At 63.4% G+C, this 24,700-nt stretch carries 20 protein-coding genes and 1 pseudogene; 15 read left to right on the top strand and 6 right to left on the bottom strand.

Features of this window, described 5'->3' with window-relative positions; genetic code table 11:
* Positions 1 to 150: 150 nt before the first annotated feature.
* Positions 151 to 2,067: a heavy metal translocating P-type ATPase gene (locus tag IV501_RS09685; RefSeq protein WP_200555250.1), complete on the top strand. Its 1,917-nt coding sequence runs from the start codon at positions 151 to 153 to the stop codon at positions 2,065 to 2,067.
* Here the strand turns inward: IV501_RS09685 and IV501_RS09680 are convergent.
* Positions 2,057 to 2,500 carry a universal stress protein gene (locus IV501_RS09680; RefSeq protein WP_200555251.1) on the bottom strand — a complete coding sequence of 148 codons (444 nt, stop codon included), beginning with the start codon at positions 2,498 to 2,500 and terminating at the stop codon, positions 2,057 to 2,059. The two genes, IV501_RS09685 and IV501_RS09680, sit on opposite strands and share 11 nt — an antisense overlap.
* A 103-nt stretch (positions 2,501 to 2,603) precedes the next feature.
* Here IV501_RS09680 and IV501_RS09675 point away from each other — a divergent pair, with 103 nt between their 5' ends.
* Together IV501_RS09675 and IV501_RS09670 are read left to right on the top strand one after the other, a co-directional pair.
* Entirely contained in the window at positions 2,604 to 3,650 is a 1,047-nt protein-coding gene (locus IV501_RS09675; protein ID WP_200555252.1) for an NAD(P)-dependent alcohol dehydrogenase, read from the top strand.
* A gap of 104 nt (positions 3,651 to 3,754) precedes the next feature.
* A complete protein-coding gene (locus tag IV501_RS09670) occupies positions 3,755 to 4,216 on the top strand; it encodes a universal stress protein (protein ID WP_200555253.1) in 462 nt (153 codons plus the stop codon).
* Positions 4,217 to 4,256: 40 nt separating this feature from the next.
* On the opposite strand, the gene IV501_RS09665 is transcribed toward IV501_RS09670, so the two are convergent.
* Both IV501_RS09665 and IV501_RS09660 read right to left on the bottom strand, forming a co-directional pair.
* A complete protein-coding gene (locus tag IV501_RS09665; protein ID WP_200555254.1) occupies positions 4,257 to 5,129 on the bottom strand; it encodes a 3-hydroxyacyl-CoA dehydrogenase in 873 nt (290 codons plus the stop codon).
* A gap of 43 nt (positions 5,130 to 5,172) precedes the next feature.
* Positions 5,173 to 5,589 (bottom strand): cytochrome c oxidase subunit 4, encoded by a 417-nt coding sequence (locus tag IV501_RS09660; protein ID WP_200555255.1) that lies wholly within the window; start codon positions 5,587 to 5,589, stop codon positions 5,173 to 5,175.
* Between the two features lie 134 nt (positions 5,590 to 5,723).
* Here IV501_RS09660 and IV501_RS09655 point away from each other — a divergent pair, with 134 nt between their 5' ends.
* Positions 5,724 to 7,202, top strand: coding sequence for an MGDG synthase family glycosyltransferase (locus IV501_RS09655; protein WP_200555256.1), 1,479 nt, complete (start codon positions 5,724 to 5,726; stop codon positions 7,200 to 7,202).
* A gap of 13 nt (positions 7,203 to 7,215) precedes the next feature.
* Here the strand turns inward: IV501_RS09655 and IV501_RS09650 are convergent, their stop codons facing one another.
* Positions 7,216 to 9,396 carry a beta-glucosidase gene (locus IV501_RS09650; RefSeq protein WP_234698120.1) on the bottom strand — a complete coding sequence of 727 codons (2,181 nt, stop codon included), beginning with the start codon at positions 9,394 to 9,396 and terminating at the stop codon, positions 7,216 to 7,218.
* Positions 9,397 to 9,607: 211 nt separating this feature from the next.
* On the opposite strand from IV501_RS09650, the gene IV501_RS09645 reads away from it, so the two are divergent.
* Positions 9,608 to 10,267, top strand: coding sequence for a DNA-3-methyladenine glycosylase family protein (locus IV501_RS09645; RefSeq protein ID WP_200556406.1), 660 nt, complete (start codon positions 9,608 to 9,610; stop codon positions 10,265 to 10,267).
* Here the strand turns inward: IV501_RS09645 and IV501_RS09640 are convergent.
* Together IV501_RS09640 and IV501_RS16695 are read right to left on the bottom strand one after the other, a co-directional pair.
* Positions 10,180 to 12,363 (bottom strand): LuxR C-terminal-related transcriptional regulator, encoded by a 2,184-nt coding sequence (locus tag IV501_RS09640; RefSeq protein WP_307812201.1) that lies wholly within the window; start codon positions 12,361 to 12,363, stop codon positions 10,180 to 10,182. The two genes, IV501_RS09645 and IV501_RS09640, sit on opposite strands and share 88 nt — an antisense overlap.
* A gap of 210 nt (positions 12,364 to 12,573) precedes the next feature.
* Positions 12,574 to 13,089: pseudogene (locus IV501_RS16695) on the bottom strand (ATP-binding protein); the annotation flags it as partial.
* Between the two features lie 159 nt (positions 13,090 to 13,248).
* Here IV501_RS16695 and IV501_RS16690 point away from each other — a divergent pair.
* From IV501_RS16690 to IV501_RS09595, 10 genes are all read left to right on the top strand, one after another.
* On the top strand, positions 13,249 to 13,608 hold the full coding sequence (locus IV501_RS16690) for a response regulator (RefSeq protein WP_200555259.1): 360 nt from the start codon (positions 13,249 to 13,251) through the stop codon (positions 13,606 to 13,608).
* Between the two features lie 4 nt (positions 13,609 to 13,612).
* Positions 13,613 to 14,293 (top strand): response regulator transcription factor, encoded by a 681-nt coding sequence (locus IV501_RS16150; protein ID WP_234698122.1) that lies wholly within the window; start codon positions 13,613 to 13,615, stop codon positions 14,291 to 14,293.
* A 13-nt stretch (positions 14,294 to 14,306) separates the two neighbouring features.
* Positions 14,307 to 16,748 carry a GAF domain-containing protein gene (locus tag IV501_RS09630; RefSeq protein ID WP_307812254.1) on the top strand — a complete coding sequence of 814 codons (2,442 nt, stop codon included), beginning with the start codon at positions 14,307 to 14,309 and terminating at the stop codon, positions 16,746 to 16,748.
* Between the two features lie 142 nt (positions 16,749 to 16,890).
* Entirely contained in the window at positions 16,891 to 17,781 is an 891-nt protein-coding gene (locus tag IV501_RS09625; RefSeq protein ID WP_200555261.1) for a LysR family transcriptional regulator, read from the top strand.
* A 136-nt stretch (positions 17,782 to 17,917) separates the two neighbouring features.
* A complete protein-coding gene (locus tag IV501_RS09620) occupies positions 17,918 to 19,711 on the top strand; it encodes an FAD-dependent oxidoreductase (RefSeq protein ID WP_200555262.1) in 1,794 nt (597 codons plus the stop codon).
* Between the two features lie 173 nt (positions 19,712 to 19,884).
* Positions 19,885 to 20,586: a response regulator transcription factor gene (locus IV501_RS09615; protein WP_200555263.1), complete on the top strand. Its 702-nt coding sequence runs from the start codon at positions 19,885 to 19,887 to the stop codon at positions 20,584 to 20,586.
* Positions 20,587 to 20,589: 3 nt separating this feature from the next.
* Positions 20,590 to 21,939, top strand: coding sequence for a sensor histidine kinase (locus tag IV501_RS09610; RefSeq protein ID WP_200555264.1), 1,350 nt, complete (start codon positions 20,590 to 20,592; stop codon positions 21,937 to 21,939).
* A gap of 100 nt (positions 21,940 to 22,039) precedes the next feature.
* Positions 22,040 to 23,455, top strand: coding sequence for a ferredoxin reductase family protein (locus IV501_RS09605; RefSeq protein WP_307812180.1), 1,416 nt, complete (start codon positions 22,040 to 22,042; stop codon positions 23,453 to 23,455).
* Entirely contained in the window at positions 23,452 to 23,952 is a 501-nt protein-coding gene (locus IV501_RS09600) for an FMN-binding protein (protein WP_307812181.1), read from the top strand. Before IV501_RS09605 ends, IV501_RS09600 begins: the two co-directional genes overlap by 4 nt.
* Positions 23,949 to 24,698: an FAD:protein FMN transferase gene (locus IV501_RS09595; RefSeq protein ID WP_307812182.1), complete on the top strand. Its 750-nt coding sequence runs from the start codon at positions 23,949 to 23,951 to the stop codon at positions 24,696 to 24,698. Before IV501_RS09600 ends, IV501_RS09595 begins: the two co-directional genes overlap by 4 nt.
* Positions 24,699 to 24,700 lie beyond the last annotated feature (2 nt).

Here is a 24,700-nt window from a genome sequence, read left to right as displayed (position 1 = left end):
GGACGTGCTCCTCGCTGCTCCGGCCTACCCGGCGGGTGACGCTGTCGCAAGGGTGGCCCTCCCCGGTCCCCGGTACAGGGACCAAGGGCCCATAGATGTCTATGGGACCTTCGACCCGGCGCCTCCCGGCGCGGCCGCCGAAGGTGAGGCATGAGCGTCGTGAAACTGAGGCCAGCGTCGAAGACCATCCGGCCACATCAGCGAGCGCGGGCGGGCGCCCTGCGGCTTGCGCGTCGTTATGCGCTTCTGATCGGCACCATGGTGATCGGCGTGCTCGGCGGGATCCTCGCCGTCACCGGTCTCGAGCAAGGACTCCCCTGGTTGTTCGGTGGGTACTGCACGATCGTCGGCGTGGGCGAAGCCGTCATCATGGTGCGCCAGATGATGGCGAGAGTCTTCGGCATCGACATCCTGGCCGTTCTCGCGATCGGATCGACGGTCGCGGTCGGTGAGTACGTCGCGAGCCTCATCATCGTGGTGATGCTTGCGGGAGGTCGCGCGCTCGAAGACTTCGCTGAGGGGAGAGCGGAAGCCGAGCTGAGCGCACTTCTGGATCGCGAACCGCGCATAGCTCACCTGCTGACCGGCGACGATGAGATCGCCGATGTCGATGTAGGAGCGGTCGCAGTCGGTGACCGCATCGTCGTGAGGTCGGGCGAAATGGTGCCCGTCGACGCGACACTGGAGTCCGAAGACGCCGCCTTCGATCTGTCGTCAGTCTCCGGCGAGAGCATGCCCGTCACGACCCACCGCGGTGAGATCGTCTACAGCGGTGCTATCAACGGCAGCACGGTGAGCACGCTTCGAACGATCGCCACCGCCGCCGACAGCCAGTATCAGGGCATCGTCGCCCTGGTGCGCCGGGCAGCAGAGAACAAGGCTCCCGTGGTGCGGCTGGCCGATCGATACGCACTGCCGTTCACGGCTGTTGCCGTCGTCATTGCGGCCGTCGCGTGGATGATCTCCGGCGATCCGAAACGAGCCGCTGAGGTGCTCGTCCTCGCCACTCCATGTCCCCTCGTGCTCGCGGCGCCGGTCGCCTTCATCGGAGGAATGAGCCGGTCGGCCCGCGTAGGAATCGTCATGAAAGGCGGCGCGGTGCTCGAACTCCTTGCCCGGGCGCGTACCGTCGTGTTCGACAAGACCGGCACGCTCACTACCGGCACGCCGACAATCGTCAGGATCCGCCCGGAATCGGGACTGGATGCAACACAGCTCCTGCGACTAGCGGCGTCCGCCGAGCAGTACTCCTCCCATGTGCTGGCGGCATCGATAGCTCGGGCAGCACAGCTGGCGAAACTGACGTTGCTTCCCGCCGAGGGAGCGGTGGAGAAGGAGGCCAGGGGAGTGGATGCCCGGGTCGACGGTCGGCTGGTCTCCGTGGGAAGTCGGGACTTCATCGCCACCCGCTGCACCGCCGCGCCGTCGACGCCCATTTCGGGAGGAGAGCTTGCCATCTACGTTGCCATCGATGGTCGTTTCGGCGGGGCGATCGTGGCAACGGACCCCGTTCGCGCGAACGCCCGCGACACCATTGCACGTCTCGCGGCGTTCGAGGGCATCGGTTCCATCCGAATGCTCACGGGGGACTCGGATTCGACCGCCGAGCATGTTGCGGGCGAGGTGGGCATCAGCGATCTCCGGGCGCGCTGCCTTCCCGCCGACAAGGTCGAGGCCGTGCGTGCGATAGACGATCGCCCCGTCATCATGGTCGGCGACGGTGTCAACGATGCGCCGGTACTCGCGGCGGCCGACGTCGGCATCGCAATGGGCGCGCGCGGCGCGTCGGCGGCCAGCGAATCCGCGTCCGCCGTACTCCTCCTCGACGACATCTCCCTGGTGGTGTCGGCGATCGTCATCGGCAGACGCTCGGTTCGCATCGCCCTGCAGAGCATCTGGATCGGTATCGGCCTGAGCGTGGGTCTGATGATCATCGCGGCCTTCGGATTCATCCCCGCGGTGGTCGGCGCAGCCCTTCAAGAGGTAGTCGATCTCGCGACTATTCTCAACGCGTTGCGAACGGTGCGTGTCCCACGAGCGACGCCGTCCGCGAAGCTCAGTTCCTGACTGGTGGGTGGAAGACCAGCACGGGGCAGTGGGCGCGCTGGGCGCAGGGCGAACTCACCGAGCCGAGCAGCACCGACGACACGCTCCCCAACCCCCGGCTCCCGACGACTAAGAGCTCGGCTCCGGCGGACTGGCCGATCAGCACATCGGCCGGCTCGCCTTCCAGGGCGGCAGTACCGAACTGCACTTTTGGATCGGTGCCCAACGCACTGAAAACGAAGTCGTCGATCGTCTTCTGCGCGGCCACCTGTGGCTCTGAATCCAGAGAAATCGACACCATGCCGATCGGCGGCAGGCCGAACCCGCCGGAGCGGTAGTGCCACACCGACACGATCCGCAGAGGAAGGCCCATCGCGATGGCCACGCGTTTTGCGTAGCGAAGTGCTTCCAACGAATGCAACGAACCATCGATCCCGACGAGAATCGGCTTCACTGACGTCTCTGAGGTACCCATGGGTCCACGATGCGCGCTCGTGTCCAGCCGAGGCGGGACCTACGTCCCAGAGAATGCCGGCCCTCGCGCACAGACTCGTCAGATGAGAGCACTTCAATATCGTTCCATCGGTTCCGCCCCTGAGGTAGTCGAGATCCCCACGCCCGAACCGGGCCCAGGACAGGTACGACTCAAGGTCACCGCCGCCGGGCTCTGCCATTCGGACACCTTCCTGATGGGGCTGCCAGCGGAGCAATACATCTACGGCCTCCCGTTGACGCTCGGGCATGAGGGCGCCGGCATCGTTGACAAGCTGGGCGACGGCGCCACGGGGGTCGCCGTCGGCGATTCGGTCGCGGTCTACGGACCGTGGGGGTGCGGACACTGTCACGCGTGCTCGGAGGGCCGCGAGAATTACTGCACCAACGCCGGAGCGCTCGGCATCGCCCCGCCCGGCCTGGGCGCACCGGGAGCAATGGCCGACTATCTCATCGTCGACGATTCCCGGCACCTGATTCCGCTCGACGATCTCGACCCGGTCGACACCGTCTCTCTTACGGATGCGGGGCTCACTCCGTATCACGCGATCGTCTCGTGCCTCGACAGGCTCTATCCCGGATCGACCGCCGTCGTGATCGGCGCTGGCGGCCTCGGACACGTCGCCATCCAGATCCTCCGGGCCATCACATCCGCCCGTATCGTTGCGCTCGACATCGACGAGGACAAGCTAGCCCTGGCACGCGAGGTCGGTGCTGATCTGACCTTCCCGTCGAACACGGATGCCGTGGCCGCGATCCGCAACGCGACCGGCGGCGTGGGGGCCCAGGTGGTCTTCGACTTCGTGGGCACCCAACCGACCCTCGACATCGCGCAGCAGAGTGTGGCGATGGACGGGAAGATCCAGATCGTCGGGATCGGCGGAGGGGTGCTGCCGACGGGTTTCTTCTCCACACCGTTCGGGGCATCAGTCCAGGCTCCGTATTGGGGCTCGCGCTCCGAGCTCATCGAGGTGTTCGATCTGGCACGCCGCGGCTTCGTGAAGGTGCATGTCGAACGCTTCACGCTCGAGGAGGCACCGCACGCGTACGAACGACTCCACGCCGGAACGATCTCCGGGCGCGCGGTCGTCGTCCCACACGCGGAGGGCTAGATTCACGCGATTGTCACGGGACCTTCGACCCCGGGCCGAGGGTTCTGCCGACCTAGCCTGACCACGGGAATCGCTTCTGGCGCATCGGAAAACGAGGAGTTCACATGTCACGCTCGGTGGTCGTCGTCGGAGTGGACGGCTCGAGGGATTCCCTCATCGCACTCCACCACGCAGCAGCGCAGGCTCGCCTTCTCTCGGCCGATCTCCGCATCGTCACGGCATGGAACGAGATGGTCTACCAGGATGCCGTGGTCGGCTTCCATCCGGAAACCACGGCGCGGCGAGCAGCACGGGATGCCGCCCTTGCGGAGTTCGACGGTGCGGTGCCGGCCTGGGTCACCGAGAGCACGACGCCCGGCCCGGCCGGGCCGGCGCTAGTGGCCGAGGCCGTGCACGCGCAGCTGCTCGTCGTCGGCACCCGTGGACACAGTCCGATTGGCGGACTACTGCTGGGTTCTGTGAGCACGTACTGCGCCGAGCACTCACGGTGCCCCGTGCTTGTCGTCCCGACCCACGCGACCGACCGTCCGGCCGACGAAGTCGCTACCGAACACGCGACAACCTGATTCCGGCCACTGCGCCATTGCACCGACCGGAAGCTCGCAGCTACCCGACGCTGGCCGACACCGGGTAGCGATAGAACCCTTCCCCGGTCGCGACGCCGAGCTTGCCATGATCGAGATAGGTGGTCTTGAGGTAGTCGGCGAACTCCCGCTGCTTGGGGCCGCCGGCGAGCGAGATGTTGTACGCCGTGGTGAGCCCGACGACGTCGTAGATCTGGAACGGACCAGCCGGTGCGCCGGTGGCGATACGCCAGGTTTTGTCGATGGTCTCCGGATCGGCGATTCCGTCGATCAGGAGCTCGGCCGCCGCATCCAGGAACGGCACGAGGAGCGAGTTGAGCACATACCCCGCCTTCTCCTTCTTGAGCTCGATCGGCACCATCCCGATGTCACGCGCGAACTCGACGACGGTCGCGTAGACCGCGGGGTCGGTCTTCGCTGTGCCCATGATCTCCGCGGTGTTGTGCACCCAGACCTCATTGGCGAAGTGCAGCGCGAGAAAACGATCCGGCCTTCCGGTGGATTCCATCAGATCGCTCGGGAGCAGGGTCGACGAGTTGGTAGCGAAGATAGTTCTCAGGGGAGCGAGACCGCTCAGCGCGGAGTACGTGGCTTTCTTCAGGTCGAGGATCTCGGGGATCGCTTCGATGACGATGTCGGCATCCTTCACCGCGTCGCCCAGGTCGCTGGAGTACGTGACATTGTCGAGAGCGCGCGTGGCCCTACCGTTTGCTCCTCCGGCAACGGTTCGTTCATACACCGATGCCAGCTCGTCGAACCGGCCGCGTGCCTTCTCGAGCACGGCGTCCGAGATGTCGTATGCGGTCACGGTGAAGCCGCTGTACGCAGCTTGATAGGCGATCTGGGAGCCGAGAACACCGGTGCCGAGCACCGTCACTGTGGTGAGTCGTGTCATGGGATTGGTTCTCCTCGTGTTTCTGAGAGTTAAGTGGCGCTGATCAGCGTGCGAAATTACCGCGGTAGTACTCGTAAACCCAGCCCACCAGAGCGATCATGGTGATCGCGGCCCCGATGAAACACAGCCAGAAGCCGGCTGCGAGTCCGAGCACGAGCACCGCCGCTCCTGCAGCGAGAGTGACCGGCCACCAGCTCCACGGCGAGAACTGCCCCACCTCCGCATCGCCGTCGTCGATGTCAGCATCGACCCGGTCTTCGGGTAGGTCTCCGTTCTGGGAACCGAGGGTGCGGCTGAAGTAGAACCCGAGGAACAGCGGAAGGATGACGCTGATCGTGAGCGCCACCGTTCCGGTCCACTCGATTCCCCCCATCGCGACGACACTCCAGATGATGTACGCGGCATCCCCGACCGCGAAGAAGACGGCCAGGATCCAGAAGATGTTCGTTTGTGCGCGCATGCGGCCACTCTTACTGGATCAGGGGTGTGCATCCGGGACCAAGGTCCTGTTGCTGAGACGGAACCTCGGTACCCCTGTGGCGCGTCGCAGTGCACATTGACTGAGTGATAAGACCGCCCCGCTAACATCCATTCATGATCGACACACCAGCACGAAGTCCTAATTTCGTTGGTGGCGAGCGGGTGCTAATTTTGTCGGCGGGTGTGGGCTCGGGGCACAACAGCGCCGCAGCGGCCGTCAAGCAAGCGTGCGACCTTCGGGCCGACATTGACGATGTGCGGGTAGTAGACGTGCTTCAACAGAGCACCGTGCTCTACCGCGACCTGCTGGCCAAAGGATATTTCGCGCTGGTCGAGAGTGTGCCGTGGTTGGTTGACTGGGGCTACGACCTCAGCGACCAACCTTTTCGACGTCGTGGCCCGCTCGACCCGTGGACGCAGGCGAATGCCATGCCTACCGTCAGCGAGATCAAGCGGTTTAAGCCGACCGCAATCGTCTGCACGCATTTCCTTCCCGCTCAGCTGATCGCGTCGCTACTCCTCCGCGGCGTGCTCGACGCCAAGACGGCGGTTGTCACCACCGACTACGACTTCCAGGGACTGTGGCTTACGAGCGCGTTTCATGCGCTCTTCGTGGCCCGGGAGGAGGCGAAGGCACAGCTCACCACGTTGGGGGTGCCTCCCGATCGCGTGCGGGTCTCCGGAATACCGGTGGCGGCTACACCGGAACAGGCGGCCGTGAGAAGCAGCGAGCGACCCCCGAAGCTACTCATCTCGGCCGGTGCGTCTGGCGGCGACTACGCCGTCGCGGTCGTGCGGCAGACATTGCACATGAGCTCACCATTCACCGCGACGGTGGTCTGTGGGCGTAACGAGGAGTTAAAACGGCGTATCGAAGAGGTCGTGGCGCCGGCCGGGGACCGATACCGGGTACTGGGCTTCACCGCGGAGATGCCTCAGCTGCTGAACGATGCAGATCTGTTTGTGGGCAAGCCGGGCGGACTTTCGGCGTCGGAGTGCATGGCGGCGGGCTTGCCGATGGTGGTGGTGAACCCGATCCCTGGTCAGGAGGTTCGCAACGGCGACTATCTCATGGAGCAGGGCGCCGCCATCCGTTGCAATACTCCGTCGACCATCGGATGGAAGATCGATCAGGTGCTCAGTGAGCCGGGACGACTTCAGCACATGCAGGCGGCAGCGCGCCGGATCGGCAGACCCGGTGCAGCCGCGACCGTGGTGAGCCAGTTGCTGAGCGGCCCGTCCCGTCCTCTGGTCGTCACGCGCGGTGCCCAAAAGACGATCTTGGCAGCGAGCGAGAACAACCTGATTGCCAGTGACCTCACCGGGCCGTTCTCGTTGATGCGCCTGGTCGATCCCGTCAGTGACAGCACTATTGCCCTTCTCAGGGCGGAAGAGGTCGTCGATCTGCGCCGACGGTATGAAGACTCACCCGGCGATCTCGTGCTGCGGCGCGAGGAGAGACGAGCACCGTTTCGGTGGGAGGCTCGGCGGCTCCTTCGCAGTGTGCTGGGCGACGACGAGACGCTCTCCGTTCGGGTAGAGACCGTGGCCCCGCCACTATCGGTGGTCGGTACACGCTCCCGAAGCCGGTGATCCGGGGTAGGTTTCACTCATTCGCGGGCAGCATCCCGCCACTGGTCGACACCGTGAGTGGGTGCGCCCCCTCCCAGCTCCGTGGGCTGTGTTGGGCAGCGAGAATGGCCCACGTGCCCGCACGCCTCGACCACCGGTGCGTCACTGGATCGCGCTCGAGCGTGGGTCCGGCATCCAGGGCGACGTGCACCAGCGTGGATGAGCCAGGCGACAGATCCACCTTCTGAAAGCCCAACAGCTGAGCCACCGGGCGGTCCAGGGACAGGTCCGCGGCATAGACCTGCACGACGGTCGAGCCTGCGCGGTCGCCGGTGTTGGCGACGAGCACCTCCGCGCTGCCACCCCTGTCGTCGAATCGGTGATCAACCAGTTGATACGAAAAGGTCGTGTAGGAGAGCCCGAATCCGAATGGGAATGCGGCGACGTGTCCGTCAGCGTCAAGCATCCGTTGCCCCCACCGGTCGTCATAGACGACGGTCTTCGCGGCGCTGTCAAACGGGGGAAGGTGCTCGACATCGGTGGGGACGACGAATGGAAGTCTGCCACTCGGCCCAACGTCGCCGTTCATCACCCTGGCGAGAGCGCGCCCCGCCTCCATTCCGCCGTACCAGGCGTACATGATCGCCGGCACGCTCGCCCCCCACGTCTCCGTGAGAATCGCGCTGCCGCCAATCAGAACGACGATCGTGCGCGGGTTCGCGGCCGCTACCGCCCGGATCAGCTCCACATCGGTCGGGCGCAGTTCGAGCGAGGTGCGGTCCCCGCCGCGGACGAAGCGAGACGCCAGGTGGGCGAGCCTGATGAGAAGTTCGCGAAACGGGCCGGATGTAAATGCGCCGCCGAGCACACCCACATCGACGCCTCCCGTAACGACCGACTCGCCTTCGTCGTGCTGGTCGAGCCCCACGACCACGATGGCGGTGTCTGCTGCTGCAGCGACCGCCGCGGCCTCGGCCGCGCTCGATCCCGAGGCAGTCTCGATCAGCACATCCGGGAGCGCCTCGCGCAACCCCTGCAGAGGCGAGACCGTTGACGGGGGGCGTACCCGCGACGAACCGTGATCGCCAAGATTTGCCCGTTCTGAGAGTCGGCCGATCACCGCGATGCGACGAGTGTCGGGTGCGAGCGGCAGTAGCGCGGCACCGTCTACTGGATCGTTCTTCAGGAGCACGATGGACTCCTCGGCGACCTTTCTGGCGAGTGCCCTGTGCGAGGTCGATGCGATCACGTCGTGGCTCGGGCTGGTTACCTCGCGAGTGGCGGCATGTTGCAGTGTCGTTCGCAGGATGCGGTGTGCCGATTGCAGAACCGTCTCGCGGGATACCGCTCCCGATCGCAGCGCGGAGGGAAGCGACCGAGCGCGAAGCATCCGCAGCGGCATCTCCACATCCATTCCTGCACGGAGACTCTCGATTGCGTCGTGCGTGCCGAACACCCAGTCGCTCGTCACGAACCCGGCGAAGCCCCATTCGTCGCGCAATACTCCGGTGACGAGTGGGCCGTTGAGGTCCATGTACTCGCCACGCACCCGGTTGTAGGCGGTCATCACCGAGTCGGCACCGGCGTCGATCACCGCCTTGAAATGGGGCAGATAAACCTCGTGCAGAGCGTGCTCATCGACGGAGACGTCGACTTCGAATCGCTCGTTCTCCATCGAGTTGAGAGCGAAGTGCTTGACGCACGCCATCACATTGAGGCGCAGACCACGCGTTATGGCGGACCCCATGATGCCCGTTAGCACGGGATCCTCCCCGTAACACTCCTGCGCTCGGCCCCACGCGGGGTGGCGAAGCAGGTTGACGCACACCGATGCCGAGTAGTTCGCGCCTCGCGCCCGCGTCTCCAGACCGATCGCGATGCCGACCTGCTCCTCCAGCGTTGGGTCCCACGTCGCGGCGCGAGCCATCGTCACCGGGAAGGAAGTGGAGGCGCCGATCACAACGCCACGAGCACCGTCGCTAAACCGAATTCCGGGAATTCCGAGGCGCCTGTTCGCTCCGGCGACGAAGGGCCGCCGACCGAGCAGAAACGGGATGAGGGGAAGCAGTCGACGGGGGGAGTCACCGTCTAGCAGCCAGAGGACCTCAGCGTCAGTCATCCGCTCGATCAGGTTGTCGGCGGCGGTGTCTGCGTCGATCTCGGCCGCGCGGACTGCCCGAACGGCCTCGTCGTACTCTGTTCCCGTCGCTCTCATGGTGCCGATCATTCCCCGGCGTCCAGCGCCCCGTGATCGCTTGCTGGCCCGCGCGGACCAGCGTGCTTCAGCCGTTTCCATGTGATGAATTGTGCAACATGATCAGTCGTCGCGGGCACTCGGCGCCTCCCTCCGAGGGCAGATACTACGATGTCATCACCGGCCGATCTCTGCGATTGCTGGCAAAACGGGCGAGCGAAAGAACGAAAACATGGTTCCGCGCGGCGAGTCAGATATCCACAATGCCTATCTGGAGCTCGGACGTGCCGAGCCGCGTTTCGCAGCGCTCAGCGCACGATTGGGAACGCCAGACCCATTCGAGTTTCCCGACGGGGGACGGACAGTGGACAGCAATTTCGCTGGCATGGTCATGCACATCCTCGCTCAGCAAATCGCCGCACGGGTCGCTCTCGTGCTGTATGACCGGTTGACCGCCGCGGCTGGAGGGACGTTGACGCCGGACGCGGTGCTCCGTCTCGGCGTCGACCAGGTGAAAGCGATCGGCACCTCCCATTCGAAGGCGACCTATGTGTTCGCCCTCGCGGAGGCGGTCAGCTCCGGACAGCTCGATATCGAGCACCTGGCGAATGTGAGTGATGAAGACGCCGAGGACTCTCTGATTCAGATCAAGGGAATCGGCCCCTGGAGCGCAGAAATGTTCTTGATCCATCAACTCCGGAGGGGCGACATCCTGCCCGCGGGGGATCTCGGAATCCGCGCAGCGATACGCACCGTCTTTTTGTTGGAAGATATCCCCGCGATCGACGAAGTGCGCCGCCGCGGTCAGCTGTGGAGCCCGTACCGAACGTACGCGGCTGCTCTCCTCTGGCGATCGCTGGCTGACCCCTCGGCCGGCACCCCGGCAGCCTGACCGCCATCGTTCGCTCTGACTGCCATCGCCAGCGCGAGCGACAGCTGTCGGCGAGACGTGATACCCAGCTTTCGGAATATCTTGCTCAGGTGATATTCCACGGTCGATGTCGTCAGGAACATCTGCGTTGCAATTTCGGAGTTGGTTGCCCCGTCGGTCGCAAGCTGGGCGACCGTGGCCTCCTGGGAGGTGAGGCCGGAGGCAACTTGTCCGCCCGACACGTCGACATGGTGGTATCCCGCTGCGCGCAGCTCGTTGTGCGCCCGACCCGCGAACGCGCTGGCACCCATCGAATCGAACATTTCGAACGCGACGAATAAGTGCCCTTGCGCATCCTTTCGACGTCTCTGTCGGCGAAGCCACTGACCGTAGACAAGGTGTGCGCGCGCAAGATCTGTTTTTACGGACGTCTGCGACAGAAGGCCGATCGCCTCCTCGTATAACGACTGCGCTTCGGTGTCGTCTGCCAACACGGCCCGCGACCGGGCCAACACGCCGAGTGCCCACGGAGAGCCGCTGGCGAGCGCCCGATCGGCGAGGCGTTCGAGAGCTCGGTGCGCGGTGTCGGTGCGTCCGGTTCGCGCCCCAGCTTCGACCACCTCGGGCAGGATTCGATTGCCGAATCCTGGTGGGTCATTATCATAAATTCGCATCGCCGACTCGAACGCGCTCTCGTACTTTCCCAGCCCCATCTCTAACACCGTGAGGCCCAGACAGGCATTCACCTCCAAGACCCCGGCGCCTCGTTCTGCACCCCAATCCGCTGTCAGTGCCGCTGTGTCACGGGTCTCCTGCTCTCGGCCTTGCCAGGCTCTCAGTTCGAGAAGAACCCCTGCTGTCGCGGGGTGCGGAACGCCAATCAACGCGGAAACTTCGGATGCCTCGGAATAGGTTTGTTCTGCCCCCTCGATGTCTCCCGTCCAGCACTGACCCACGCATTTGCCGGCCAGCGCGATCCGCAGCGCACCCAGGTCGCCGTGCCCGCGCCCGAGAGCGATCGCCCGCTCGAACATATCGTGGCGGCCGGCGTCGTCCCAGAGATCGTCGGCTGCAAACCATCCCAGGGTCACGGTGGACAGCACGGCGGGATGCAGTTCATCCTCGCGAAAGAGTGTTGAGACAGCCCGCTTCGACAACGGAGCTGCAGAGGCATACCCAACGGTCAGTTGGGTTGACAGTGCCTGAAGGAGCACGTCTCGGCCCACGTTGTCGGCGTTCGTGTCAAAGGGAAGCGTGAGCACGCGTTTCGCGATTCCTGCGGTGGTCTCTGCGAGGGTGTCATCTCGAGCCACTAGAGCCGCCTGCAACGCGTCGAAAAGAATGCTTCGAATGAGCTCCACGTTGCCCTTATCGACGTGGGCGACCGCATCAAGCAAGAGGGCCGGGGCGTTCTTGTACCGCAAGAAGAACACGGCGATCGAGGCGCGCATTCGTTGCAGATCGACCGACCTCGTATCGTCTTCCAACCACGGTGCGGCCTTGTCCACGAGGGCTTCAGCCAGGATCCCATCGCCGGCGGCCAGGTACGCTTCAGCGGCAGCAAGCAACCGGACGCCGCGTTCCCTGGGCCCGGGAGAGAGTTCGGCCGCTCTGTCGAGGAATCGGGCCTGTGCGAGTCGACCGCCGCGATTTTCTGCTCGTCGTGCTGACCGTTCAAGATCAGCGGCCACGACTTCATTTGGAGCTAGCATGGCAGCCGCGCGATGCCATGCTGCAAGGTCTCGGTCGTCATCTAGCTCGGCGATGGCAGCCATCGCAGTGTGCGCGAACCGACGATGACGGGGTTCAGCGGCGTCATAGACAGCCGAGCGAATAAGCGGGTGCCGGAAGGTGACCCGATCCGCGATGGTAAGCACCCCAGAATCTATTGCGGCGTCAGCTGACTCCTCGGATAGCCCGAGGATCTCGGCTGCGCGCCAGAGCCGAGATGGATCATCGGTCGACATCGTCGAGGCGAGGACGAGAAAAGACCGAGTTTCCTGGGGAAGCTCCTCGAGTTGGCGCAGGTAGCGGGCATTGAGTCCTCGACCTGCCTGCAGATGGTGGGGGAGAGGTCGGCGGCCGGCGAGTTGTTCCGAGGTGAGCTGTCCAAGCACCTCGAGCAATGCGAGCGGATTCCCATTGGCTTCGGCGACGATTCGCGCGGCGACCAGCGAACTGAGACCACCCGGTCGTGCAGAGTCGAGGAGCGCAAGGGAGGCATCCCGATCTAATTCGCGAAGGTAGTAGGTCGGCATGCCGCTGAGCCCCGCGAGAGCTCCATGGTCCTCGCGCCCCGCGAAGACCATGCCCACTCTGTCTGCGCTGACGCGCCGCGCCACGAAACTCAGCACATCCAATGATTCTTGGTCGAGCCACTGCGCGTCATCGATAAGACAGATGATCGGGGCCTCGTGTGCGGCGGCGGCAAGCACGCTCAGGGTGGCAAGTCCCACCAGAAAACGCGAAGGCTGTTCCTGGTCCATCGCCCCGAAGGTCGCCAGCAGCGCGTTCCCTTGCGCCGCTGGCAGGCCAGAAAACCGTTCCCTGAACGGAAGGAGGATTCGGTGGAGCCCGGCAAATCCGATGCCAGACTCCGATTCAATGCCCACGAGGCTCACCGCCCTGACCCCGCCCGATGCTGCATATTCCAGAAGCCGAGTCTTTCCGGCTCCGGCCTCGCTCAGGAACACGCATGACCCACTCTGGCCGCCGACGAGTGAGCGAATGAGTTCGTCCACGACTCGGCATTCCAGCTCGCGGCCGACAAGCTGCCGCTGATGGTGCAGCCGGGGCCCGGAAACTGCGGTGTTCAAGCCGTCTCTGGTTTCAACTTCAGTCATCCTGGATGCCTCATAACTCGACCCCACGTGATAAACGCTAAAGATCCGGCGGAGGAATGTAGACCCTTTTAGGCATCACCAAGAGCCCGTGCGCACTCACGGCGACGATTTCCGGCAAACCCTACAGTCGGCGAGGTCGATTCGTCGCACCATAGTGGAGTGGTGACAACGGTATTGATTGTCGATGACGACGAGCGGTTTCGCGAGCTAGCGAGGAGAATGCTCACTGCGTGGGGTTATCAGCCCGACAGTGAGGCAGGCAGTGTGACTGAAGCATTGCAGAGAGTCGCAACGTCACGATCGGACTTTGCGCTCGTCGACGTCGGTCTTCCCGACGGGACTGGTCTCCAACTCAGCAGGATCCTGTCAGACGCGCCGTTGCGTATGCGCGTTGTCCTTGTCTCCTCCGACAGTGAGGCTACAACGGCACAAGAGGCAACCGCTGCCGGGGCCGCAGCGTTCGTCCCCAAGACTGACCTATCGAGCGCGCTGCTCCACTCCGTCCTCAGGGATCGCTAGTTTCATGAGCAGCGACCTCCACAACCAGCAGATTCGGGTGACCGTCGGGGAAGACGATCTCCTCTTCCGCAGGGGTGTGGTGCGCGTCCTCTCCGAAGGAGGGCTGCGCGTAGTTTCGGAAACTGGCGATGCGGTCGAGTTTTTGGCCGAAACGCTCATTCACGGACCGAACGTCGCAGTGATCGACATCCAGATGCCGCCACACCGGGACGACGATGGGCTTCGCGCGGCAATCGAGTTGCGCAAGCGGCTTCCGGAAATGGGTGTCGTCGTCCTGACCCAGCACGCCGATCCCGAGTTCGCGATCGAACTCATTGGCGATCGTCCAGACGGCGTCGGCTACCTACTTAAAGAGAGAGTCGGCGACATCCACGAGTTCGTCGAAGCCGTTATGAGAGTCGCTCGAGGCGGAAGCGCGCTGGATCCTGAGATCGTTGCCCGGATGCTTCGACCACGGTCAGTCCCCGATGCTCTTGCGCCTCTGACACCACGGGAACGAGCCGTCCTTGCCGCCATGGCGGAAGGCTTGTCGAATCAGGGCATCGCCCGCGCTCTGTACATCAGTACCGCGGCGGTGGAGAAACACGTCACCGCCCTGTTCAGGAAGTTGTCCATTACAGCCGAGGGCAGCGAGCATCGACGCGTCCACGCTGTCCTGCGTTACCTCACCGCTCAGCGAGACTGAGAGGTTAGGTACAGTGTCGGACGCAGCGGAGGATGTGCCCCCGAAGCCCCAGAACTCTGAGCCCGAGCCGATTCTGTTCGTGACGGACGCTGAACGCGCCGAGATCCGGCGGCTCGTCGAGAAAGAACGCGCTCTGCGCGACGTCGCGAACCTTATTGGTAGCGCGGGCGCTGACGTAGATATCATCGCCATCATCGTTCGCGAGGCGTCGCGGCAAGTTGATGGGTTGCCTATCACTCTGACGCAATTCGTCGGGCCACGAGACCTGTTCGTGCGGGCTTCTCCCGACGGACCAGCAGAGCCTGGGATGCGCATCGTGTCCGAACCCGACACCCTACCGGACCGCGTATTTCGCTCCGGGTTGCCGGTTCGCGTCGACGACTACCGACGAGAGCCGGATGCCGAACTGGCCGCGCGCTTTGGAATTTTCGCAGCTATCGCCGTGCCGATCGTCGTCGAGGGCCGAGTCTGGGGGATGTTCTTCGTCAGCTCATCGGTCGAACAGCTACCACCAGACACGGAGGCTCTACTTTCCGCGTTCGCGCAATTGGTCACAGCCTCGTTCGACAGCATCGAGGCCCGAGATCAGCTTCGCACTGTCGCTGAACATGACGAAGCGATGCGCGTGATTCAACGGGATGCCAGCGGGGCGTCCATCACCGAGGTGTCGTCGAGGCTGGTGGAGTACGCTTCCATGCTGAGCGGAGTAGAGCACGCTACCTTAACGGTCATCGGCGGGGTGGTGGTCTCTGCGACAAACCCCGTGGTGTCGATCAGTAAGCCATCCGTTCGTCCGGCCCAGACAATGGCATTTCCTGTGACGGCCCAGCATAACGCCCTTGGCGTTTTGAGCATCGAAACAACTCTCCCCGGATTACCCACCCACACCATTCAGTTCCTCAACGATCTGAGTGAGGTGACTGGGCGGATAATTCTCGCGATCACCAACCGCCAGCAACTGAGTGAGCTTATTGATGAGCAGGCATCCTTGCGACGTATCGCCGAGCTCGCGGCGCGCGGAGTTCCACGGGCCGGGCCAATGGACGACATTCTTGCTGCGATCTGTCGAGCGGCCTCCGATCAGCTCAACGGACAAGAGGTCACTCTGCTCCAATTTGAAAGCGCCGACACGGTGGTGGCAGTCGCAACGTACGCGAGTTCGGTTCCGCCCGGGACCCGAATAGTTCACCCGCCGGGGTCGATGTCTGATCGAATCGCGCACGCTAAGGCAACCGTGCGGGTGGATGATTTTGACTCCGTTCCGAGCGCTGCCATCGTGCGCAGATACGGTATCCGCGCTGGCGTCGGGGTTCCGGTTTTCATCGAGGACCGCGTGTGGGGTGCTTTCGTGGCCACGTCACAGATTGGCCCCCTTCCGCGCGACTCCGAAAGCAGGTTGGAGGGCTTTGCGAAGCTGACCTGGGCGGCGATCGCTAACGCGGAAGCCCGAGAGAGCCTGCGCCGCCTCGCCGATGAACAGGCAGCTTTGCGGCACGTCGCTGAGCTTGTGGCACGAGAGTCCCCCCTCCCCGCCGTGTTGGAAGCGGTGGTGGAGCAAGCGGCTCGCGTTCTCGATGCCTCATCGGCGACGGTAGCCCGCGAATACCACAACGGGTTGGACGAACCGCGCGTCGTGGCCGAGGTGAAACCACAGGCGACCCGTGGCGCTCACCGAGCTGAAGTCCCGATTCTGGTCAACGGTGAACTCTGGGGTGTTCTCACGGTTTCCTCGGATGCGCCCAGCCGGATGAACGCACGGGATCGCCTCAAGCCCTTCGCCGATCTCCTGGCTGCAGCGATCACCAACTCTGCTCATCGAGATGGACTCACGCAGTCCCGTGCACGAGTGATAGCCGCGGCCGATGAAGCCCGGCGAAGGCTGCAGCGAGACGTCCACGACGGTGCACAACAAGGCTTGGTGAACACCATCCTCATGCTCAAACTTGCCATGGGATCTGCCGGCGGCGCCGACGCCGAACTCCTCGCCGAGGCATTGTCGAGCGCCGAAGAAGCGAATCGTCAATTACGTGACATTGTCCGCGGCATATTGCCCGCAGCGCTCACGCGGAGCGGACTCGCTGCCGGAATTCGATCTCTTGTGGCCGACACGCAGTGTGAGGTCGATCTCAAGCTCGACATCCCTCGATTACCCGCGATCATCGAAACGACCGGATACTTTACCGTCGCCGAGGCAATCACCAATGCCGTGAAGCACGCGCAAGCCACCCGCCTCACCGTGTCGTGCGTGCTCTCAAGCGACGGGGACGAGCTGATCCTCATCATCGAAGATGACGGCGTGGGTGGCGCTGACCCGTCTCGCGGCACCGGACTCACCGGGTTGAAAGACCGCATCGAAGCGAGCAACGGGACGCTCGAGATCGAGGGCACCGCACACGGCGGCACCCGGATAGTCGCACGGATTCCCACAGCCACTCCCCGAGCGCCAGCCGACTAAGGCATCTGCCCAGCGTGGGGTTATCCGGAAATCTTCTCCGGCCAACCCTCGCGTGTTTCGAGCAGCAGCGTAGAAGACTCGTGTCAACCGAACCAACAGCGGGGAATGAACAGCGGAGCGCCGAGCGACGCAGGGTGGAATCGTGGACATCAATCTGAGAAAGCTCCGCTATTTCGTTGCCGTCGCAGAGTGTGAGGGTTTTCGAAAAGCAGCGAATGAGCTGCGCGTCGCCCAACCGGCCCTGACGCGCCAAATACGGTCTTTCGAAGGGGAGATGGGCGCGGAGCTCTTCACGCGCACGACGCACGGCGTGGCCCTTACGGAAGCGGGAAAGCAGCTTCTCTACGAAGCCGAGCCGCTATTGGCCTCTGCAAATGCGATTCGCGAGAGACTGGCGGAGCTGAAGAATCGCCCGCTGCGCGTCACTATCGGATTTGCCCAGGGAATATCGGTCGCCCAGTTTGCCCGAGAGTTCGGACGCCTTTATCCACATATCGAGGTGGACCTCGTCCGAGTGCCAGAGGAGCAAGAGGGTGAATCAATACTGGGCGGTCGTGTAGATGTCTGCTTCGCGCGTGCCCCGATCGCGGGAGACGGTGTGGAACTGGTCCCGCTATTCGACGAGCCTCGCGTTGTTGCGTTGCCGTATGACCACCCGTTGGCTCATGTTGACTATCTGAAGCTGAAGGACCTCGCCGGCTTTCGGCTTCTTCAACATCCGGACAGCGTCCCCGAGATTTCGACGCCAGGACTTGGACCGCGCGTCGCCCGGATACCCGGGTTGAATTGGCGTGGATTTTCGGTGCCGAACGTAGAAGAAGCACTCGAACACGTCGCCGCAGAGCATGGCATTTTGATCCTCCCTCTTTCGACCGCAGAAACCTATTCCCGATCTGATCTCGCGTTCAAACCAGTGCGCGGGCTTCGATCCTGCACCGTTGTCGTCGCGTACGCACGCGACCGGTTCACGCATCACGTCGGAGCGGTCGTAGACATCGCTCTACGACAGACGCAACACGCAATAACAGTCTGATGGGCGACGTGCGCGGCAGCCAGTGGCCTGTACTCGGCCATCACAGGGTAGGCGCATCCACACCTTCCCGCATCGCACGCGGCAGTGCTTTAAGCGGCCTAGCCATTAGCTGCGGACCCCAAACGGTGGGGATCTTTTGGGTGGTATCGCTTTCCGTTTTTGTGTCTCGATTGGCCGTCTTTGCACCCCTTCCCGCCCCCTCACTTCGACACTGGCTATCATCCTTGCTCCGCCGCGTCATCGAACTGGTGAGACGAGATCGCTCGTGGTGAGACCCAATTCGGCCGAGGCCAGTGGCGGCTCACCTGCTTATCCGACGTTGAGCGACGACCATCTCGAACGAATCAGGAGATATGGCGTGCGGCAACCAATCAGCGTCGGCGATCTGATCTACCGGGTCGGAGAACCTGTGTCAGACCTGGTTCTGGTCGAGCGTGGCGCAATCGACATTTTCTCCGCCAGCACGGCGCATGCGCCCGAAATCTTCATTACCCGGCACACCCAGGGAAGATTTCTCGGCGAGCTGACACTCCTTACCGGCCAGTTTTCCTACCTGGTCGCTCGGGTGGCCGTTGCGGGCTATATCTATCGGATCCCGCCCTCCGGATTTAGAAGGCTGATGGCCGAAGACGCAGATCTGTCCGCGATTCTTCTCGAGGCGTTCCAAGCTCGTCGAGAGCTGGTCAAGGGTCTTGCTTCACACACAATGGAAATTCTTGGCAGTACTGCGTCCTCGGGATCGCTGGCTCTTCGGTCGTTCGCCGAGCGATTCGATCTGCCACACGTCTGGTTCGACAGCGAGTCGGTGGCTGGCCTTGCTCTGATGCAGAGCACCGGTGTGACTCGAGATCAGCTTCCCGTTGTCTTCATTCCCGGCGGAGCGCTCCGTCGGGCGACACCCAGACGCCTTGCGGAACGCCTCGGGCTGTCCTACAGACACGGGGAGAATAGCGTCGACCTCGTCATTGTCGGAGCCGGTCCGGCAGGGATGGCCGCCGCCGTCTACGGCTCGTCTGAGGGGCTGACGACTGTGCTGCTTGACACCGTCAGCCCGGGCGGGCAAGCGGCCGCAAGTTCGCGAATCGAGAACTATCTGGGCTTCCCCAATGGGATCAGCGGCACAGACCTGACCAATAAGGCCTGCGTTCAAGCGCTGAAGTTCGGTGCGCACATTTACGCACCCACCGAAGTAGTTGGACTGATGACCAGTGACACGCACCCCGTGCTCAGAATCGGAGATGGAAGCGAGATTTCGTCCAAAGCTGTCATTATCGCGACTGGAGCCCAATACAGCACTCTGCCGATTCCGGGATGGGCGAAGTTCGAACGAGCGGGAATCTATTTCAGCGCGACCAAATTGGAGGCCACGGCGTGCGCGGGAAGACCCGTCGTCATCGTGGGCGGGGCTAATTCTGCTGGCCAGGCGGCCCTCTTTCTGGCTAACAGCAACTGCCGTGTCGATGTCGTCATACGCGGGCCAGAGTTAAGTGCCGGAATGTCTAGTTACCTGGCGGAACGTTTGGTCTCCCATCCGAGGATTCAGGTACTCCCATCGACCGAGGTTACGGCGTTGGATGGCGGGGAGACTTTGCAAGAAGTGACGTTGACTAACACCGTCACCGGTCACAGTCACCGCGAAGAATGTGCAGCCCTGTTCTGCTTCATCGGCGCAACTCCCGCTACACAATGGCTCACGGGAATCGCCGTCGATTCCAACAATTTCATCCTCACCGACGTCAACCTCGATGTCGACGCATTTCAGATCGCGACCGCACCAGCGCGCGTTCCGTTCGCCTTCGAAACCTCTGCTCCCAACGTGTTCGCCGCGGGAGACGTGAGGCACGGGTCGATGAAGCGGGTGGCAGCAGCCGTCGGGGAGGGCGCAAGCGCTGTCGCATCGGTGCACCAGGCGATTCACACCACACCGTAGGGGTCCTAGCGACCGGTTCGACCCTGGAATGTGTACTACTCTTCCGTCGCGACAACACGCGACCAATCAGTTCGTGAATCCACCCACCCAGTGGTTCACGAAAGGGCGGACGGCCAGTCGAGCATGACGATGGTCTAGTGTCGTGTCACCCCCCATACGGAACTGCAGGGACTATGGTCGCAAACAGCTCGACGTCACGCATCCTTGTGGTCGAGGACGACCACGAGATGAGCGACCTCGTCGCGAAGGGCTTGCGGGCGGAGGGATACGAGGTGACGGTCGTCACCAACGGAATGGACGCCCTCATGGCCGCCGCGAGCGGGACATTCGCTGCCGCGACGATCGACGTGATGATGCCCGAGATGACCGGTTTCGAAGTCTGCAGACACCTGCGCAATCACGGCAACTCCCTTCCGGTGCTTCTCGTCACCGCGCGCGACGCCATCGAAGATCGTGTCTTCGGCCTGGACTCCGGAGCGGATGACTACCTCACCAAGCCATTCGCCTTCGCAGAATTCGCGGCCAGGGTTCGCGCACTGGTTCGACGGGATTCAGCCGCACCGAAAATCGTGGTTGTCGCGGGAAACGTTTCGCTGGATACGGCAACTATGCGCGCGTCGGTCGCAAATGCCTCGATCTCTTTCAGCACGAAGGAATTTCTCCTACTCCGCTTCCTGATAGTGCACATCGACCGTGCGGTGAGTCGAGCCGAGATCCTCGAGGAGGTCTGGGGAACCATTAACAACATCGATCCGACGATCGTGGATCAGTACATCAAGTACGTGCGCCGCAAGCTCGAATCCACGTCGGCCGACGTCATCATCCGCACAGTTCGCGGCATCGGCTATGAACTCCGCGCTCGAGAAGGCGTCTGACCGATGTTCAAAAGACTGTCGATCAGGTGGCGAATCACTCTCGGAAGCGTGGCCTTCGCGATCCTGTTATTCGGGGCGACTCTCGTGGTCGTTCGGCTGGAGATCTCTTCGATCCTGATGTCGTCGAATCAGTCGCTCGCGGCCGGTGACCTCACTTCATTTGCGGCAGAGATCCGAAATAACCCGGACGGCCTCGTCGACGATTCGGCAAAAGGCTCGCTGGTGTACATCCGAAACCCCCAAGGCCGAGTTGAGCTCGACACCATGCCTCACGACATCCGTGAAACCCTCGAGCACCGTCTCGGCGGGAACGAGGACTTCGTCGCTGCGGGCGAGGGGTCGGATTTCGTTCTCGTGGGCAAGACGGTTACCACACCGGAGGGTACCTGGTCGCTATGGGCAGCACGTAGCGAGGCCGCAAGTCAGTTCGCCATGGAGCGGTTGGACCACGGGCTCATCGTCGGAGCGGGTGCTCTGGTGATCCTGTTCGGCGCTGCATCATGGTTACTCGCATCCGCTGCCCTGCGTCCTGTCAGCCGCATGCGCATGCAGGCCGAGAATCTCAGTGCGACTGAAGGCGCCGTCGACCTCCCGTTAGGCGAGGCGAACGACGAGATAGCGGCCCTGGCCGCGACCTTGAACGCGTTCCTCGAGCGGGTCAGGCGATCCAACACTCGCGAAAAGCAGATGGTCTCGGATGCCGCCCATGAACTCAGAACACCGCTCGCGGCGCTCAAAACGCAACTCGAACTCGCTCATCGCGACTTCGCCGATCCGGCAGCGCTCCCGGCGCAGATCGTCACCGCCCAGCGCTCCGTCGATCGGTTGTCGTCGCTTGCGTCGAACCTCTTGGCACTGTCTCGCACCGAATCGGCGGAGGCTAAACTCGAGCCGACCAGCGCGGATGAGCTTGTTTCCGAGGCGATGGAGGGCGTGGACCGGACGCGACTACTCGCGCTGGCGAAGGGCATCGATGTCTCGTTCTCGGCCGTCACTCGTGAGCCCGCAGCGATGTTTCCCATATCGGCCGGCGATTTTGGACGGATCGTCGACAACCTGGCCGGGAACGCAATCGCGGCTGCGGGTGACTCTGGAGCAATCGAGATCACGCTCACGCAGACCGATGACACTCTCGCGTTGTCGATCGCCGACGATGGACCGGGGATGCCGGATCCGTTCATCCCTCGCGCCTTCGACCGTTTCTCGCGCGCCGATGCATCCCGCACAGGGGACGGTGGCGCCGGTCTTGGTCTTGCGCTGGTGAAAGCAATCGTCGACGCAGCGGGGGGCACGGTCACCCTGACGAACGCGCATCCGGGCCTGATCGCCGAGGTCCGTCTGCCCAACATGTAAGAACTCTCGTTCGTGAGAGGGCCTCTTCACGGTCTCTGCAAAGGACGCTCCGCGATTCTTATCAAATCGTGAACGTTAGCTGAGTGGGGAAGGAGCGATCGTGAACGTCACCACACCAGAGCCTCGACTCGGGAGCCGTGCCATGCAGGACACTCCCGACCACCGGCGGGACTATCGCCGACGGATGCGACGGTCGGATGCGATGGTCGCCGCTCTCTGGGCTTCCGCGGCCGCGGCACTGGCCCTGTTCCTCGCCTATGGCGGAGCCGGAAAATTCGGGACGGTGAGCGATGCCATCACCAGCGTGGGAATCATCGCCGGGCTGATCGGTACCGATTTCATTCTCGTGATGATCGTCTTGGCGGCGAGGATCCCGATCATCGACCGCACCGTAGGCCACGATCGGGCAATCGCCGTGCACCGCTCGCTCGGCAAGCCAGCTCTCTATCTGCTCCTTGCCCACGCGGTCTTGCTGATCATCGGCTACGGAATGGCCTCGGGCATCAACCCGATCGCTGAAATCGCCCCCATGCTGGCGATACCGGATCTGCCACTCGCCTTCATCGGCATCGGCCTACTCATAGCCGTGGTCATCACCTCCCTGGTCGCTGTCAGGCGCAAATTCAGTTACGAGGGCTGGCACCTCGTGCACCTCCTCAGCTACATCGCTGTACTCGTCGCTGTGCCGCATCAGCTCAGTGTCGGTGGCATCCTCGCCGGTGGCACCTTCGAGCGTGCCTACTGGCTCGCGTTGTACATCATCGCCTTCGGCTCGATCGCGACCTTCCGGTTCGCAGAGCCGCTCATCTCGAGCATCCGCCATCGGCTGCGCGTACGGTCGATCACGCAGATCGCACCCGGGGTCGTCTCGATAGACATGTCCGGACGACGGCTGCGATCGCTGCATTCGGCTGGAGGTCAGTTCTTCATCTGGCGATTCTGGACCGGCCGCACCTGGTGGCATTCCCACCCGATCTCCCTGTCGTCGCTGCCGAGCGACGCCACGGCCAGGATCACCGTGCGCAATCTGGGCACCGGCAGCAACGCCATCAGTCGTGTTCCCGTCGGGACCGCGGTCTGGTTCGAGGGTCCGTATGGGATCTTCACGGATGCGGGACGCACCGCCCCGAAGCTGGCCATCGCCGTGGCTGGAATCGGAATCACCCCCGTGCGCGCGTTCCTCGAAGATTCCGACATCCGCCCGGGGGAGGCCACGATCCTGCTCCGAGCATCGACCACAGAGGAGACCTACCTCTGGGACGAGGTCATCGAGCTGGCGCGGCGAAAAGGGGCGACGGTGTACACGATGGTCGGTCGTCGCTCGACGGGCTCCCGCGGATGGATGCCCGCGCAGGACGATCAGCGCGGCGTCACGCTGAAGAGCATCTTTCCCGAATTACACGAGTCCGACCTCTATGTCTGTGGCCCGACGGCCTGGCTCGACCTCGTCGAAGCCGAAGCCGTGAGCAGCGGCATCCCCTCGCATCAACTTCACACGGAAAGGTTTGACTGGTGAGCGTACGAGCAACTCTGGGAGGCATCTTCGCTTCGGCGGCGATCCTCGGTATCGGTTGGCAGTTCGGATCGGCTGCCGCCCACACGTTCGCGGCGCAGGCGGCGATCCCGGCGACGAGCACGACCTCGACGGGAACGCCGAGCGCCGCGTCACCGACGTCATCCGCTTCACCGGTTCCTTCGTCGTCTCCCTCGCCAAGTGCGGCGGCTCCAAATCCATCGAGCGGTACCTTCGCCGGGGCCGTACAGTCGACGCGCTATGGCAACGTCCAGGTGGAGATCGTCGTCGCCAATGGCAAGATCACCGACGTCAAGGCACTGCACCTCACCGATCAGGGAGGTCGGTCCGTACAGATCAGCAATCGCGCCGCACCGACTCTGCGCTCCGAAGTGATCTCGTCGCAATCCGCACAGGTCGATTCGGTGAGCGGAGCAACCTATACGAGCGACGCCTATCTGAGCTCGGTGCAGTCCGCGATCGACAAGGCGGGGCTGTGATCGTCACCCTCGAGACGATGGGCACCGTCGCGTCGATCGAGGTGCCGGGTGCGTCGGTTGGTGCCGGCGACGTGGCCGCTGTCCGCGGAGCGTTCGACCGCTTGGAGGAGACATTCTCGCTCTATCGTGACGACTCGGAATTGAGCCGCATCGCCCGCGGCGAACAACTGTTGACGCAGTCGAGCCCCGCGGTGCGCTCTGTCTATGACAGGGCGCTCGAGTGGCGATCGGCAACCGGCGGAGCATTCACTCCGCACCGCCCCGACGGCGTCATCGATCTGGATGGAATCGTCAAGGCCATCGCCATCCGCGATGCCGGGGTGGAACTCATCGATCGAGGATTCGACCGGTGGTGCCTGAATGTCGGTGGCGACGTTCAGGTCGCCGGAACGCCAGACTCGGGCGCATGGCAGATCGGCATCGTCGACCCGGTCGACCGCACCTCGATTCTCTGTGTGGTCGCCCTTAGCGAACCCCGTCGCGCCATCGCCACCTCGGGCGTGATGGAGCGAGGCGAGCACGTGTGGCGCACGCAGGCCGATTCTGACCGTGACTTCGTTCAGGTCTCGGTAGCAGCGGATGACATCATCACGGCAGACGTCCTCGCCACCGCGATCCTCTCCGGCGGCGAGGCATTCCGGGACATCGCCACGGCGAACTGGGACATCGATGTCCTCACCGTCACGAGATCTGGCGAGTTGTCCATGACCCCCGGGATGAGAAACGCTCTGGCCGCTCGCACCTGAGA

The organism is Lacisediminihabitans changchengi (assembly GCF_016634425.1).
Lineage (GTDB): Bacteria > Actinomycetota > Actinomycetes > Actinomycetales > Microbacteriaceae > Lacisediminihabitans > Lacisediminihabitans changchengi.
This window is presented reverse-complemented; position numbering and strand designations above follow the sequence as displayed.

What these genes read in the sequence shown, in the direction of transcription:
- IV501_RS09685 (WP_200555250.1), top strand. Translation starts at nt 151, where the DNA reads ATGAGCGTCGTGAAACTGAGGCCAGCGTCGAAGACCATCCGGCCACAT.
- IV501_RS09675 (WP_200555252.1), top strand. Translation starts at nt 2,604, where the DNA reads ATGAGAGCACTTCAATATCGTTCCATCGGTTCCGCCCCTGAGGTAGTC.
- IV501_RS09670 (WP_200555253.1), top strand. Translation starts at nt 3,755, where the DNA reads ATGTCACGCTCGGTGGTCGTCGTCGGAGTGGACGGCTCGAGGGATTCC.
- IV501_RS09665 (WP_200555254.1), bottom strand. Translation starts at nt 5,129, where the DNA reads ATGACACGACTCACCACAGTGACGGTGCTCGGCACCGGTGTTCTCGGC.
- IV501_RS09660 (WP_200555255.1), bottom strand. Translation starts at nt 5,589, where the DNA reads ATGCGCGCACAAACGAACATCTTCTGGATCCTGGCCGTCTTCTTCGCG.
- IV501_RS09655 (WP_200555256.1), top strand. Translation starts at nt 5,724, where the DNA reads ATGATCGACACACCAGCACGAAGTCCTAATTTCGTTGGTGGCGAGCGG.
- IV501_RS09650 (WP_234698120.1), bottom strand. Translation starts at nt 9,396, where the DNA reads ATGAGAGCGACGGGAACAGAGTACGACGAGGCCGTTCGGGCAGTCCGC.
- IV501_RS09645 (WP_200556406.1), top strand. Translation starts at nt 9,608, where the DNA reads ATGGTTCCGCGCGGCGAGTCAGATATCCACAATGCCTATCTGGAGCTC.
- IV501_RS16150 (WP_234698122.1), top strand. Translation starts at nt 13,613, where the DNA reads ATGAGCAGCGACCTCCACAACCAGCAGATTCGGGTGACCGTCGGGGAA.
- IV501_RS09615 (WP_200555263.1), top strand. Translation starts at nt 19,885, where the DNA reads ATGGTCGCAAACAGCTCGACGTCACGCATCCTTGTGGTCGAGGACGAC.
- IV501_RS09610 (WP_200555264.1), top strand. Translation starts at nt 20,590, where the DNA reads ATGTTCAAAAGACTGTCGATCAGGTGGCGAATCACTCTCGGAAGCGTG.